The sequence below is a fragment of the Shewanella saliphila genome (assembly GCF_014648295.1).
In the GTDB taxonomy this organism is placed as follows: Bacteria; Pseudomonadota; Gammaproteobacteria; order Enterobacterales; family Shewanellaceae; genus Shewanella; species Shewanella saliphila.
Genome location: NZ_BMQV01000048.1, coordinates 1 through 14,901, shown reverse-complemented (window position 1 = coordinate 14,901; position 14,901 = coordinate 1). Strand labels below are relative to the sequence as shown.

The 14,901-nt window shown below is 42.0% G+C and carries 10 protein-coding genes; 6 read left to right on the top strand and 4 right to left on the bottom strand.

The genetic code is table 11. The features are described from left to right. Window positions 1-27: 27 nt before the first annotated feature. Complete coding sequence (gene argC, locus IEY48_RS17410) at window positions 28-1,008, bottom strand: N-acetyl-gamma-glutamyl-phosphate reductase (RefSeq protein WP_188922620.1); 981 nt, start codon at window positions 1,006-1,008, stop codon at window positions 28-30. A gap of 267 nt (window positions 1,009-1,275) precedes the next feature. Between argC and argE the strand changes: the two genes are divergently transcribed. The 3 genes from argE (at window position 1,276) to IEY48_RS17395 (ending at window position 5,764) form a co-directional block, all read left to right on the top strand. Further along, window positions 1,276-2,427, top strand: a complete 1,152-nt coding sequence (argE, locus tag IEY48_RS17405; RefSeq protein ID WP_188922618.1) for an acetylornithine deacetylase — start codon at window positions 1,276-1,278, stop codon at window positions 2,425-2,427. Between the two features lie 152 nt (window positions 2,428-2,579). Further along, window positions 2,580-5,228, top strand: a complete 2,649-nt coding sequence (gene ppc / locus IEY48_RS17400) for a phosphoenolpyruvate carboxylase (protein WP_188922616.1) — start codon at window positions 2,580-2,582, stop codon at window positions 5,226-5,228. Then, complete coding sequence (locus IEY48_RS17395) at window positions 5,225-5,764, top strand: YceB family lipoprotein (RefSeq protein ID WP_188922614.1); 540 nt, start codon at window positions 5,225-5,227, stop codon at window positions 5,762-5,764. The genes ppc and IEY48_RS17395 overlap by 4 nt, the downstream gene beginning before the upstream one ends. 63 nt (window positions 5,765-5,827) lie before the next feature. On the opposite strand, the gene IEY48_RS17390 is transcribed toward IEY48_RS17395, so the two are convergent. Together IEY48_RS17390 and IEY48_RS17385 are read right to left on the bottom strand one after the other, a co-directional pair. Further along, entirely contained in the window at window positions 5,828-6,283 is a 456-nt protein-coding gene (locus IEY48_RS17390) for an LPP20 family lipoprotein (protein ID WP_188922612.1), read from the bottom strand. 69 nt (window positions 6,284-6,352) lie between these two features. Then, the gene (locus IEY48_RS17385) at window positions 6,353-7,129 is read right to left on the bottom strand and encodes a hypothetical protein (protein WP_188922610.1); all 777 of its coding nucleotides are present in this window, start codon (window positions 7,127-7,129) and stop codon (window positions 6,353-6,355) included. Window positions 7,130-7,733: 604 nt separating this feature from the next. Here IEY48_RS17385 and IEY48_RS17380 point away from each other — a divergent pair. The 3 genes from IEY48_RS17380 to IEY48_RS17370 all read left to right on the top strand — a co-directional run bounded on the left by IEY48_RS17380 (window position 7,734) and on the right by IEY48_RS17370 (window position 12,886). Next, window positions 7,734-8,462, top strand: coding sequence for a flagellar basal body L-ring protein FlgH (locus IEY48_RS17380; RefSeq protein WP_188922608.1), 729 nt, complete (start codon window positions 7,734-7,736; stop codon window positions 8,460-8,462). A 3-nt stretch (window positions 8,463-8,465) separates the two neighbouring features. Further along, window positions 8,466-9,650, top strand: a complete 1,185-nt coding sequence (locus IEY48_RS17375) for a flagellar assembly protein T N-terminal domain-containing protein (protein WP_188922605.1) — start codon at window positions 8,466-8,468, stop codon at window positions 9,648-9,650. A gap of 149 nt (window positions 9,651-9,799) precedes the next feature. Beyond that, complete coding sequence (locus tag IEY48_RS17370) at window positions 9,800-12,886, top strand: DUF2339 domain-containing protein (protein WP_188922637.1); 3,087 nt, start codon at window positions 9,800-9,802, stop codon at window positions 12,884-12,886. A 67-nt stretch (window positions 12,887-12,953) separates the two neighbouring features. Here the strand turns inward: IEY48_RS17370 and IEY48_RS17365 are convergent, their stop codons facing one another. Further along, window positions 12,954-14,228, bottom strand: coding sequence for a CinA family nicotinamide mononucleotide deamidase-related protein (locus IEY48_RS17365; RefSeq protein WP_188922603.1), 1,275 nt, complete (start codon window positions 14,226-14,228; stop codon window positions 12,954-12,956). Window positions 14,229-14,901 lie beyond the last annotated feature (673 nt).

Here is a 14,901-nt window from a genome sequence, read left to right as displayed (position 1 = left end):
TGTTGTTCCTTTACTATTGCGACCCGATTACACACCGAAATGGATTTTGATACACTGTAGCCCTTGGCTAGCAGCACCTTTCATTAAATTATCAATCGCACTGGCAACCACTAAATAACCGCTGTTTGCATCAAACTTCCAACCTAAATGACAATTGGGTGTATGCACCACATCATCGACTTTAGGGAACATGTTGTGCTTTACGGTCACGATAGGTGAGCTGTCATATACGCTATACGCTTTTTCAATGTCGGCTTCCGTCGTACCCGGCTTTAACTGCACTGTAATAGTGGCCAAAATACCGCGTTTAAAGTTGCCTAAATGTGGGGTAAAAATTACCTCTTGGCCTAAATGAGTGGCAATTTCAGGCTGATGTCTGTGGCCTAATACACCGTAAGGCGTTAAGCTGACTTCGCAAAAGTTAGTGTGTAACTGCGCTTTACGCCCTGCACCCGTTACACCACTCACCGCGTTAATGACTGGGTACATTTCGGTTAAAAAAGGTTTAAGCGGTTTTAATGCCGTTAATGACGCTGTTGGGTAGCAGCCTGCTACGGCAATCATTCTGGTTTGTTTGATTTGCTCGGCATTCCACTCAGCTAAACCGTAAACGGCTTCGGCTAACACTTCTGGATAAGTGTGTTCAAAACCGTACCACTTAGGATATTGTGCGATGTCTGCAAAGCGATACGCGCCACTGAGGTCAAATACCGCCAAGCCTTGTTTGTAAAACCATGCCGCTAACTCCAAACTGACTGAATGCTCAGTCGCTAGTACCACGCCGTCAGCCTGGTCTACGATTTGTTGTTTTGCTTCATCAGTAAGTGGAGATAGCGTATAAGCCATATGACTGTATGTAGGGTACAAGTCGGCTAATTTACGGCCTTTGTCTAAACTGTTTTCCGATACATATAAGCCTTGAACCGAAAGGTTGCTGTCGGCATTAATCAACGAAGTAATTTGTGCACCTGTGTAACCACTAGCGCCAATAATTGCGATGCTTTTCATAAGTTTGATTTTTCTTAATTGATAGTTATCGAGAGTTTTTAGCATAGCCCATTTAGGCAGGGGACGCCTAATAAAGGTCTATCGTCGCAGGAAGTTAGCGCTGATAATTGATATAGTGGATTTAACAGTCAAAAGGCACATATTTATTTTCATTTGTAACGTTCAATTAATGGTGTCGGTTAATGCTGTTTGCTAGACTAACACACAATATTAATTATGCAATATATGTGAATAAGTATTTTACATGTAATTTTTTAGGATAGTCATATGAGCACATTACCTGATCTAAAAAGTTGTTTTACACAGCTGATTGCAGCGCCATCTGTTAGCGCACTCGACGCTGAAGACGATATGAGTAACCATGCAGTTATCAACTTGTTGCAAAATTGGTTTAGTGAGCTTGGTTTTGACTGTGAAACCCCAACGGTTGAAGATTCGCGCAATAAGCAAAATTTAATTGCTCGTATTGGTCAGGGTAGCGGCGGATTATTACTCGCTGGCCATACCGATACCGTCCCTTTCGATGAGGGACGCTGGAGCCAAAGCCCTTTTGAGATGATTGAAAAAGATAATCGCTGGTATGGTTTAGGTACGTGCGACATGAAAGGCTTTTTTGCATTAGTGCTTGAAGCGTTAAAAGACATGCCGCTTGATCAATTTAAACGCCCACTGACTATTTTTGCCAGCGCCGATGAAGAAACCACCATGAGTGGCGCCAAAGCTTTTGCCGACTCTAAAGCTGTTGCGCCAGATTATGCCGTGATTGGTGAACCCACCAGCTTAAAACCTGTCTATATGCACAAAGGCCATTTAGCGCAAGGTATCCGAGTCATTGGTCGCAGTGGCCATTCGTCAGATCCTGCTCGTGGCTTAAATGCCATTGAAGTGATGCACAAAGTGATTAGCCAGTTAATGAAGCTTAAACAACATTTAAGTGAAAACTACCGCGAAGATGCCTTCACAGTGCCTTACCCTACGATGAACTTTGGCCATATTCATGGTGGCGATGCAGCTAACCGTATTTGTGGTTGCTGTGATTTACACTTAGATATTCGCCCATTGCCGGGCATGGAGTTAGCAGAACTCGAATTAATGGTATTAAACTACTTATCTGACATCAGTAAAGAGTATCTTGGCAGTATTAGTGTCAGTACTTTGTACCCGGGTGCAGAATCGTTTGCAGGAAAAGCAGATAACCCTTGGACAAAGCTGGTTGCAGAATTATCGGGTAATGAAGCGGAAGTCGTTAACTATTCGACCGAAGCACCTTATATTAATAAGCTCGGTTGCCAAACATTAGTGTTGGGGCCAGGCAGCATTAACCAGGCCCACCAGCCAGATGAATTTATTGGTTTAGAATACTTAACGCCAACGGTCGAATTAATCAAAAAAATGATTTATCACGCCTGCATTAAGTAACCGTCAAAATAGCTTAAATGTTAACGTGAATTGTAACATTTTTACGAAATAAAATTACAAAACAACATGCCAGCGTATTGACCGATTTTAATACGCTGGGTATTGTGATGTGAGAGATATTGGCAAGATCGTTCTTTTTTTCGGGAGTAGGTATGACAGAGCAAACGGCAGATATGTATGCGTCACTTCGATCAAATGTGGGGCATTTAGGCCAGATATTGGGCGAAACAATGCAAAACCATTTAGGCGATGCATTTTTAGAAAAAGTAGAACAAATTCGTATTTTAGCGAAAAAGTCTCGCCAGGGTGACGAAGCCTCACGCGAACAAATGCTGGCATTACTAACCGCACTACCAGACGAAGAACTAGTGCCTTTTGCAAAAGCCTTCAACCAGTTTTTAAACTTAGCCAATATCGCAGAACAATTTCACACTATTAGCCGCAACTGCGATGAACTCGTGTGCGTACCAGACCCTGTTGAACAAATTCTTGGGCGTATGCTTGATAACAACTTCGATAAAAAAGATGTTGTTGAGGGTTTAAAAAACTTAAACATTGATTTAGTACTCACCGCGCATCCAACTGAAATTTCTCGTCGTACGTTAATCCAAAAATACGCGGCGGTAGTGGATTGCTTAACCGAGCAAGAAAACAACCAGCTCTCTGAGCGCGAACGCAAGCAAAGTACTTTGCGTCTTCGCCAGCTCATTGCCCAAATTTGGCACACTAACGAAATCCGTAATGAGCGTCCAACGCCAGTTGATGAAGCTCGCTGGGGTCTCAGCACTATTGAGGCTTCTTTATGGCAAGCTATTCCTGACTTTTTACGCCAATTGAATGATCATCTTGAGCAAAAAATTGGTCAACAATTACCGATTGATGTTTCTCCAGTGCGTTTTTCAAGCTGGATGGGCGGTGACCGCGACGGTAACCCGTTTGTGACCTCTACCGTGACTCAAGAAGTGCTAAACCGTAATCGTCACGCCGCTGCCCGACTCTACCTTAAAGACATTGTTGCCCTACTCGGCGAGTTGTCTATGGAGCAGGCGAATGAAGAATTATCTGCATTAACGAATAACAGCAAAGAACCGTACCGTGAAGTACTGCGCACCCTTCGCTGTCGCTTACGCAACACGATTGACTACCTCAATGAACGCCTTGAAGGTAAACACCCTGATACCGACACCAGCGAGTTAATTTGGCATAAAGATGACTTGCTAAAACCGTTAGAGCTGCTTTATAAAAGCTTATCCGACTGCGGCATGAAACTAATCGCTAACGGTTTATTGTTAGATATCTTGCGTCGTCTAGCCTGTTTTGGCATTCACATGCTGCGCCTCGATATCCGTCAAGATGCATCACGTCACAGCGATGTTATTGCCGAGTTGACTCGTTATTTAGGCATGGGTGACTACAACCATTGGGACGAAAACGAAAAACAAGCGTTTTTATTACGCGAGCTGACCGGTAAGCGCCCGTTAATCCCAGCAAACTGGCAACCAACAGACGACGTAGCTGAAGTGATTAGAACCTGTAACTTAGTCGCTAAGCAACCCGCAAATGCATTAGGCTCATACGTTATTTCAATGGCAAGTAAGCCATCTGACGTGCTTGCCGTATTGTTGTTACTTAAAGAAGCAGGCTGCACTAACCCAATGCGCGTAGTGCCTTTGTTTGAAACCCTAGCTGACCTTGAAGGTGCCGCAGCTTGTATGACAGCGCTACTGAATATTGATTGGTATCGTGGTTACACCAAAGGCATGCAAGAAGTGATGATTGGTTACTCTGACTCAGCAAAAGATGCTGGCGTGATGGCTGCCGCTTGGGCGCAGTATCGTGCTCAAGAGCAATTAGTGGATGTGTGTAAAAAGGCCGAAGTGAAATTGATGTTGTTCCATGGTCGTGGCGGTTCTATTGGCCGTGGCGGCGGACCGGCTCATAAGGCGATTTTATCGCAACCACCGGGATCGGTAGATGGTCGTATCCGCGTGACAGAACAAGGCGAAATGATCCGCTTTAAATTTGGTTTACCCAAAGTTGCGGTACAAAGTTTAGCTCTATACACATCGGCAGTGATGGAAGCGACGTTATTGCCACCACCAGAGCCTAAAAAAGCCTGGCGTGATTGTATGCAACGTATTGCTGAAGAGTCGGTACAGCATTACCGTGGCATTGTGCGCGAAGAACATGATTTTGTGCCTTACTTCCGCTCGGCAACACCAGAGGTTGAACTGGGTAAGCTGCCATTAGGCAGTCGCCCTGCTAAGCGAAAAGTCGACGGCGGTATTGAAAGTTTACGCGCAATTCCGTGGATTTTTGCCTGGTCGCAAAACCGCTTAATGTTGCCTGCTTGGTTAGGTGCTGGTGAAGCATTGCAAGATGCGGCAGATCGCGGTGAACTAGAGTTACTACGTGAAATGGAAGCACAATGGCCATTTTTTGAAACCCGTATTTCAATGCTAGAAATGGTGTACACCAAAGCAGAGCCTAACTTAGCCAAATACTATGAGACATGCTTAGTCAAACCTGAACTACACCATTTAGGCGAAAAGCTGCGTCAACGCCTGCAACTGGGGATTGATGCGGTGTTATCACTCACTCAAGCAACAGAGCTGATGTCGCATACGCCATGGAATCGCGAATCAGTTAAACTGCGTAACCCATACATAGACCCACTTAACTTTTTACAAACCGAGCTATTAGCCCGTACCCGTAAAGAAGTTGAGCCGTCTGAATCTGTTCAGCTAGCGCTTATGCTGACCATTGCCGGCGTTGCAGCAGGAATGAGAAACACTGGATGATAACCTTGGTTAAAACCCTTGGACTGGGTTTACTGTTATTACTGACTGGCTGTGCCAGTCAGTACAGCATTACCGAGTCTCAAATAGAACAATACCTCAATAAAGACATGCATTTTGAGGTTCAGCAAGGCAACAAGTTAATTGGTGTGTCGCTTAAGCTCAATGATATGCAAGTGGTGTTAGGCGCTAAGCCAAATACCATGGCAGTCACAGCTGCTGCCATGATCACCGTTAACAATCCGCTGATGCCGATCCATGCAAAATTGAAAACCACGTTTGAGGCTGCACCTTGGTACGATAGCGAAACGAAAAGCATTTACTTACGTCAGTTAGACTTAGTCAAAGTAGAGTCTGAACCAGCTGATATTGAACGTTATATCAGCCAGGCGACACCGCAACTGATGGGATTTTTACGTAATTACCTTGAAAACCAACCAGTGTACACTTTAGACACTCGTGACAGTAATCAAGCGTTAATGGCTAAAATGACCAAAGAGATTGCGGTTCAGCAAGGTAAGTTGGTGGTGAAGTTTTAAGGTATTGATCTTTAGTGATAAAAAAAGCACCTGAGGGTGCTTTTTTATTGCCGCTTTAACGCATTAAAAGTTCTGTGCAGGCTCTATCACCAAGATACTATTTTGCTGTGGATTTTCAGATTGCTCATACAAATCCCACACTAACTTATAATCAAGTTCTAACTCAGTAACATAAAACCCATCAACCGGATAAGTTTTCACGACTCTAGCCCCTTTAATTAAGCCAGAAACCAATATCTTAGTATCGCTATTGCTCATTGCCCAGTCATGTACCGCTGTGCTCGAGTTTAACTGCAAACCATACACCTGTTCTGTCAGCTCACGGTAAGCCAAAATTTTAGACGACTCCATCGCCATTAATAGTTGCTCACTTCGGCGCTCAGCAGGTTGGCGGTCAATCGGGGCATATCCCACTGCGGTCAATACTGGATATACACTAGGACGATATTGATTAGAACTGCTTTGAAATAAGCTACAACCACTAAGCAGTATGCAGCCAACGATGAGTAATGTTCTCATGTATAAATCGCCTTATAGACGCGCAAATTAGAAGTGGCATCACAAGCCATCGGTAATGTGATGTTTGAGTTATTGTGTGTCGGTATCGTCATCAGTTTCAGACGACAATAATCCCGTATCGGCGACTAAATCTTTGGTTGTGTAACCGGTGAAATAATTCATACCTAGCTCAAGGGCCGCCGCACCGGCGCCAATATAACCAGAGTACAACATGCCGCCTAACAATTTGGATACTGGGCTAATTTCTGTATCGGTAGAAATTTGGTAGATGTCAGACAAAATAGGGATATGGTTTAATATATTAACCGAATCAAATAAATCGTTACCATCCAGGCCATCTTCACCAAATGAAAACGAATATATATCATCAAGGGTGCTCGAAGCTTCATCGGTAGCTGTTAGCTCATCATGTGTAATGCCCACGGTTGATTGCAATGGATTACTCAGAGCTGTCGATGCTGAAGAAACAGCCGAGGACACTGCACTAGTCACAGCTGTACTGTTAATCATGCTAGTTTGTAACGAAGACAATAGCTCTTGTTGCATTTGTGATACTAAGTCATCTGATACGGCTAACGACAATAGGTTCTCATTGCCTAAGCCTGTTTGCTGCAACAGCTGGTCTTGAAGGTTTTCAACAGAAAGCACTTCAATATTTGACAGGTTAGTTAATGATGAATCAATAGCATCAGAACCTGACGACAATGAGCTAAGCAAGGCACCAAACGTGCTTTGGCCAAGACCGTTTTCTGCAACTGCATCTTGCTGATCCGTAATGGTGTTGACAGCACTTGCGGCTGTTGTAGCAGCGGTTGCAGCAGTATTTAACGAATTTATTAAGGACAAAGTGAATTCCTAATCAAGGCTAAGGGCTGTTGATACTTATTGGTTAAATATCATTCGTCATAAAAACGTGTTAATCAAAGAAAATATTTTTGCCTTGTACCTTACTGTTTCGATTATGGGCAACAACTCTCTGAAAAAACTCTCTGTAAAAACTTAAGAATTCATCACCTCTAAATATTTAATTTCAAAAAATAAAATATTAAAATAAATCTCTAACTTATGCATTACAAAAACTTAACTTACACTGTATTGTAAAATACCTTAATATCAACGTGAAATGTTAATTCAAAAATTACCATCCAGCGTCAAAGCAAAAGCAAATCTTGTGAGAAAAGCTAAATATTCACAAAACGACGAAAACATTAAGCGTGATCAATGTCTCAATAAATTAATAACTGTATAAAAAATAATGTAAAAAGCAATTAATAACCAGCAAGAACAGTTAGATACAAATACATAATAAATCAATACAAAGTAAATATAAGTAAAGATCGGTAAACTCAGGTAAAAGGAGGTAAACATCAAGAAGAAAGCATTTTTCGCATAGAAAATAGCATAAAATTATCGCTAAATTAAACTATCGATAACTTTGCGGATAACTAAAATGAATAAATCATTGCCATTTAGCTTACTCTTTTTAACATTTTTATCCGCGTGTTCAACGACTGAAGTTGCAGAAATAAAAAGCCCAACAAAAGAAAATACAACCATTAGTGTTGTTGAAGACAGTGAAGAAATAGTTAAGGGTGACCCTCGTTATCGCCCTGTTAGAAATAACAACATTCAACAGGCTCCGCAAGTCACAGGTTCCATATTTAATCCTAATAATATCTATAACATCTATCAAAACAATAATCGTTATGAAGTTGGCGACATGATAATGATTAAACTGAATGAAGAAATGACTTCTAAAAAGTCAATAAGCTACCAAAGAGATAACACCAACGAATTCACTTTGTCGCCATCGATTACTGCTGGTAGCATTAATATTAATAGCGACAATCTAGATGCCGACTACAGCCAAGAAAAAAGTTTTGATAGCTCTGCAGAAAGTAATCAAAATAACTATTTATCTGGCACCATTACAGTGTCGGTAAGAGAAAAGCTCCCTAATGGCAATTTGATTGTTGCGGGTGAAAAGTGGCTTAAGCTCAATAAAGGTGATGAATATGTTAGGTTTTCTGGCGAAATAAGAGTAACGGACGTAGCGGCCGATCATTCTATTGACTCAAACATGGTTGGCAATGCTATTATTGAAGTTAGCGCTAAAGGCGACCAGCAGGACAACCAAGATCCTTCACTTATCAGTAAATTACTCAATATTTTCGGCTAACTAATGATCAAGCTGTTATTTGTTTTCGGGCTATTATTAATGCCATTAATGGCACAAGCTCAATGGTATGTTGGCCAGGCATCGATGGCTGTAAATGACGATGATTACAATGATGTTCGTAAAAAAGTCATCAAACAGGCAATTGAAAATGCTTCATTGCAAGCTAATAGCTTTGTCAAAATTGAATCCACGGTTACCGATGGTATTTTAAGCCAAAACTCAAGTAGCATTCAGTCTGAGCATCAAATCAGTGAGATAAAAATCCTTAATGAGTCACTTAAAAATGACATCTTAACCATTAATGTCAAAGTGAATCTAAAATCGAGTCTAAATTGCACTAAAGATCGCTACCTTAAACAACTTATTGTGGCTCAATTTCCACTGCTAACCCCAGCGCAAGCTACCACAGGGGATGTATTTAGCCTGCCTTTTCACGTTGTTTCACGTTTTAAAAACGAGCTGATTAACCAACCTAACGTATTTGTCGAAGAACTGATCCCAGAAATGGTCTTTAGGCCCGAAATCGACATGGACACAGTCGATTTAAAAGCAGTGCAAAGCATTTCTCACTCGCTTAATAGCCAATATCAAAGCCAATACTTGGTCTTTGGTTATATCCGTGACATTGGCCTGTTTAATGAAACCACCTCCAGTCTATTGAATAAAACCACCACCCCTAAGCGTAATTTCACGATAAAAGTGTTTATGTACGACAGGATCAGCGACAGTATTTTAGTTGAGAACGAATACCACGGTGAGGGCGACTGGAGCTTTGACTCTTTTAGTCGCGTTGATTTAGCCAATAGTTTATTTTGGCGCAGTGATTATGGAAAAACCATTGTTGATACCCTGTTTAATGCGGCAAAAGACATCAACGAAACCTTAAGTTGTGAAGCCACTAAAGCCACGGTCATCAACAAGGACGATCAATATATTACAATTAATATTGGTACCTTACACGGCGTAAATAAAGGCGATGTATTTCAATATATCAAACTCAATAGTATTGCCTTAAACCACACAGTGCTTTCTACCTTGATGCCACCTACCGAACCGACGCTCTTGAAAGTGGTTCAAGTCAGTAACAAGATAAGCTTGCTGCAAGTGCCTCTTGATGCTGATCCAAATGGCATGAAGCAGCATCAAATTGATCTCTATGACGTCGTAACAACTGTACCGCAAAAGTAGTTCACATTTCATATCTATACACCCGAGTGCAATGGAGTGCGCTCGCCGTATTTATCCCAAGTATCAGAAAACTGAACATTTCCTAATCAATCAGAACCACGTACAATCATCTGGCACGATTGGAATTCTTAGTAATCATGGGATAAATGATGCCGTTAATGGATGACGTCGCTAAATTAAAAGAACAACTCGCAGAGCTTGCCTCACAGCAACAGGCACAACAAGCCGATGTAGCACAGCAACTCGCTAAATTTGGTCAGCAATTGGATGCATTGTCGCATCAAGTGCAAGCCCAATATCAAGGTGACGCGACTAGTGACAGCCATGGCAATGGCAATGGTGACGAGCTGAGTAACACCAATACTCAAGTGTTAAGCCCTACACTAGACACCTCAGCACATGACATACAGCAACACAGCCAGCTTTCAGAGCCAATCCACAACGACCAACTCCAACAAAAAGCGCACGATACTTCGTCTGCGTGGGGCAATCAGGTCAGCGATTCGACTCAATCAACACCCCATCTAGGCCCAGCAAGACAAAGTGCACTTAGCGCCATGATCACCCAATTAGCTGAAGCTATTGCCGAATTTAGTTCTGCCGCATTAGCACCACTTTCCGGGTTAACCGATCAAGTAAAACAATTCTATCAACACTACCAAACTAAAGGGTTAGGCCCAGTCTTTTTGATGACCGTAGCCGGGATCATCACCCTGACTTTAGGTTTTGGCTACTTATTACAATATTCAATCAACAATTGGTTTTCTGAGCTGGCTAAGGCCTTGCTTGGGCTTGGGGTAGCTAACAGTATTATTGCAGGCGGCGTCTTTATTCGACAAAAACGAGCTGGAATGGAAGATTTTGGCTCAGGGTTGGTAGGACTAGGGCTTATTCTTAACTATTTGTGTCTGTATTTTCTTGGACCTTATTTTACGATTATTCCCGACACGGTTTGCTTTGGCCTGTTACTACTCAATACCCTGCTCGGTTATGGCCTGTCATTTAAACTCGACACCAAAGTAGTTGCTATTGTCGCTTTACTGGGTGGCTCGCTAGCACCATTAATGTTGCTCGATGGCGGACAAGCTCCATTACTCTACTTACCTTACTTACTGCTTATTGGTATTTGCTCTATGGTACAAAGCCATAAGCTAGCCTGGCCAATATTAATTGAAGTGACCGCTCTACTGCATATTGCTTGTATCCAAGTGCTTAGTGTATTTATCCCATTACCATTTGCCTCTATTGACTGGCAAACGGGCCTGACATTACTCGCGATTAACGGGTTATTTTATCTGTACAGTATCGCCAGCTTATTGTTTGTCATTAAGTCTGCATTGACGCCACGCTTACTCGCTGTGCCTGTCGCATTAATGATATTTATCCTTTACACACTGATAGAATGGAGCCATTTTGCTGGTGAGCTATTTGCCGTAAATGCGCTCTTGTGTTCGTTATTGTATTGGGCTTTAAAACGCGACAAAGATATCAGTGCCCTAGCACTTGCTTTTGCAGGTAGCTTTGCTGGCTTTGCAGCGCTCTTTTTACTCAGTGCTGAACTGATGGGACTCGTGCTGTTGTTAGAAGGGTTATTGTTACTGTGGATAGGCTGCAAACACCGATTTAGTCCAATTAGAGCTGAAGCTTATGTGCTGTTAGTGTTAGGCATTGTCAGCAGCTTTATTAATCTGTTCGATGTACTGACTCAATCACATTACCAAGAACAAGGTATGCTAAGTTATCAAGCCTTGTTAAGCATATCGATGCTACTCACTTGTGCACTAACTTATGCGGCTCAAAAGCTCATTAGCCAGTATCAAACTGATTTAATGAAACTTGAGCACCTAGCCGTACACTTCATTCGTGAGTTGTTTGGTGTGCTTTACTCAGTCACCATCCTGGTTATCTGTTATTTTGTCTCTGATGAGTATTGGTTAAATACCCTACCATTGATTAGCCTATTACTGCTTTATATGAGTGCAAAATATACTTTGCGGTTTAATGAGGTACTGGCTTGGCTATGGCAATTACCATTATTAGGCTTGGTGAGTTTTGCTATGTTAGATGCCAACAGCCTTAGCTTTGCAGACCAAGCATTGAACGCCAAACTGGCGCGAATTGAATTGTTTGTTGGCTTATTGTTGGCCTACTACTGGTACAAAAAACACTATGCCAACGCGAAATTGATCCGCCTAGCTTATTATGTGCAGTTAGTCTGCTATATTGCACTTCCGCTATTATTATTACCTAAGATAATGCGTAGCTGGCCTGAATATATTGCGATTTACTTATGGTTAAGCACTATTGGCAGTTTGGCGATAGCCTATTTTGTTCGCCACAAAGTTTTACGTTATGAAGCGCAAATCCTTACTGTGTTAGCGATATTAATTACTGCTGCTATGTGTCTCGCAGAACTATGGCAAGGGCTTGTAGCGTTAGCTATTGGGCTATTTTTGCTAGGTTTTATTACGTTGCGCTTTGTACAATTACCGACAGAATGGCAACAAATCACCAGGTTACATTGGCATATCAGCCCGTATTATTTGGGGTTAGTGATTGCAGTCATGAGCCAAACCGTGACTAATTTGTTTTATCCATCATGGGCAATCACTGCTTTAATCATGTGTGGTTACTTTACGCTAATTACCGAACGTAATAATGTTATAGGTCAACGATTCAAGCATGCACTTGCTCCGAGTTATAGCCTGGCGTATTTTGCTATTTTTGCCTGTGCATTGTTACCCATCATATTGCATAGCGACATACCGCTGTCGTTGAACATAGATAATTTACTCATAAATATTGCTGAGTTGGGGATCCTCATTTTATTAGGGTGGTATTTAATGACTGCTAGATTAGCGATTAGGGCCCACAAAAAATCACTCCCAGCCACTGCATTGAAATGGGCTTGGCATGGGCTGTTAACACTAAGCTATATGTTGTGGTGTTATCAATTCAGTACTAGCATTGCCGCGCCAATGAGTGCGATATTATTGGTTGTTCACGCAAGCGTGGTGATGTTTATCAGTTTACGAGCACTGCAAGCTAACTTAGTCAGGGTCGCTGCACTGCTATTTTCGCTAGCATGTATAAAAGTGATTGTAATAGATATGGCCTCTTTCGAATTAGTCCAAAAGATTGTCGCCTTTATTGTGATTGGCGTGATTTTACTGACGGTGGCGTACTTTTATCAAAAAGCGAAGAATAACCTACAAGTACAAAGCTTAACATCTTAGTTATCATATAAGTTTGCCAGCTTTATACGCTGGCAAACTTTGAATAGACAGTAATACTCGATAAAAGTTACTTAGCGAAGCGCTCTACTGCTGGATAATCAACAATGACAGCTTCTTCGAGTAAAGCCCGGCGCAACATATCATACGCAATAGCAGTACTTAGGCTACGCACAAGTTGGCGAGAGCGCCTTGGTAACTTAACCATTTGGCTGTAAATACCATGCTTGGTCGCGAGCGCAATCGCGACGGTACCAACAGGCTTTTCATCAGAGCCACCATCAGGGCCAGCAATACCACTGGTTGCTAATGCAAAATCACTCCCTAGAATATCACGCGCACCTTGAGCCATTGCTTCAACGGTTGCAATAGACACAGCACCATGATCGTCAAGGATCTGCGGGCTCACTCCTAGCACTTTCACTTTTGACTCATTACTGTAAGTCACAAGGCCATAGTGTAAATATGAAGAACTTCCAGGAAAGTCGATTAACTGACTGGTAATCATGCCGCCTGTACAAGACTCTGCAACACTCAAACTCAAACCTGATTGATATAATCTATGATGAATTTCGGCCGCTAATGTAGGACGGTTTTCAGCCACAACTGCAGTACCGAGCAATGCTTTTACCTGTTTAGTGACTCCAGGCAAATTGCGTATCGCTTTATCACCACGAGCGAAAACTTTAATTTCGATGTGTGGCATTGACGAACGGTAACCCAACTCAATGCCTTCTGGTAAGGTTAATTCTGATAACGTATCTGCAAGTGATGACTCACCGTGACCTATGGTCAGCAGTTTTTCTAACGCTGACTTTTGTTGCACGCCAAACTCTTCTGTAATGAAGGGAATAAACTGCTCGGTAATCATTTGCTTTAACTCAAAAGGCACACCAGGTGTAAAAAACAACCAGGCATTATTGAGCTTAACTCTAAACCCACAAGCAGTTCCGACAGGGTTATCAACCATAACGGCAGACTCTGGTAACCATGCTTGTTTTAAATTACTTTTAGCCATAAAGCGACGATTACGAGTAAACCAGTCTTCTAAATGTTCGCGCCACTGGGTATTTTCAACTAATTCTTCGCCTTTAGCCTTCGCCATTGCTAGTGCTGACATATCGTCACTGGTAGGCCCCAAACCACCATTAACAATAATCACGTCCGCATGCTTACTGCGCTCTTGAAATACAGCAACCAGATCCTCAAGGCGATCACCCACAGTGACCCGATGTTGCATCTCAATACCTATTTCCATCAAGGTATTAGCAACCCACGCAGCATTGGTATCAATAATCTGACCTGATAATACTTCTTCGCCTGTACAAATCATTTCTAACTTCATTGTTAACCCTTATCCCATGCAATTGGCACTTAACTTAGGGGAGCAATATGAGAATGGCAAGAAAATAGATCGATTTTGTTCAAAATTAACGCTTAACTAAATGAATGGATTACAACAATTCAACATAATTGAGTTATCTCGTAAATCATTTCAAAATATTCAGCATATGTTTCTTAGCTAAAAAATTTAACTTTAGAAACTAAAAAGCATCGCTTTAAGCTAAGCCGCAATATTATTGGTGGAGCGGACGATAAGAGTAATACCAATCCTTATCAGAATGTGATCTATTTTAGGCTGCGTTACTAGAGCCAGTACAATGAAAATAATTGTAGGTATCGTCGTCTACATCAAAGTCATTTGAACCCGTAATGGGGGTTTGTGAGCCCCCAAAGGGCAAACTAATCTGCGTGGTCTTCTTTGTTTGCCTTTCTTAACGTACAACTGCGTGGATGCAAAAGGTAGAGCAACACAGGAGTCGTTGCCGAGCGCAGTATGCCGAAAATACCACTCTGATAATGTCCCCTAAAAGAACACATTCTAATGCGGATTATACCAATCCGCATTAGACTTTGCCCATATTAGCCCAGTCTCGTGTACACAAACTTTTTACCCTATCCTTGCACTGAATAAATATATTCCAGGCTTTACAACACTGCTCCACGATATCGTTATA

Bases quoted from the DNA above. Each gene is read 5' to 3' on its own strand.
- argC (WP_188922620.1), bottom strand. From the start codon at position 1,008: ATGAAAAGCATCGCAATTATTGGCGCTAGTGGTTACACAGGTGCACAA.
- argE (WP_188922618.1), top strand. From the start codon at position 1,276: ATGAGCACATTACCTGATCTAAAAAGTTGTTTTACACAGCTGATTGCA.
- ppc (WP_188922616.1), top strand. From the start codon at position 2,580: ATGACAGAGCAAACGGCAGATATGTATGCGTCACTTCGATCAAATGTG.
- IEY48_RS17395 (WP_188922614.1), top strand. From the start codon at position 5,225: ATGATAACCTTGGTTAAAACCCTTGGACTGGGTTTACTGTTATTACTG.
- IEY48_RS17390 (WP_188922612.1), bottom strand. From the start codon at position 6,283: ATGAGAACATTACTCATCGTTGGCTGCATACTGCTTAGTGGTTGTAGC.
- IEY48_RS17380 (WP_188922608.1), top strand. From the start codon at position 7,734: ATGAATAAATCATTGCCATTTAGCTTACTCTTTTTAACATTTTTATCC.
- IEY48_RS17375 (WP_188922605.1), top strand. From the start codon at position 8,466: ATGATCAAGCTGTTATTTGTTTTCGGGCTATTATTAATGCCATTAATG.
- IEY48_RS17370 (WP_188922637.1), top strand. From the start codon at position 9,800: ATGCCGTTAATGGATGACGTCGCTAAATTAAAAGAACAACTCGCAGAG.
- IEY48_RS17365 (WP_188922603.1), bottom strand. From the start codon at position 14,228: ATGAAGTTAGAAATGATTTGTACAGGCGAAGAAGTATTATCAGGTCAG.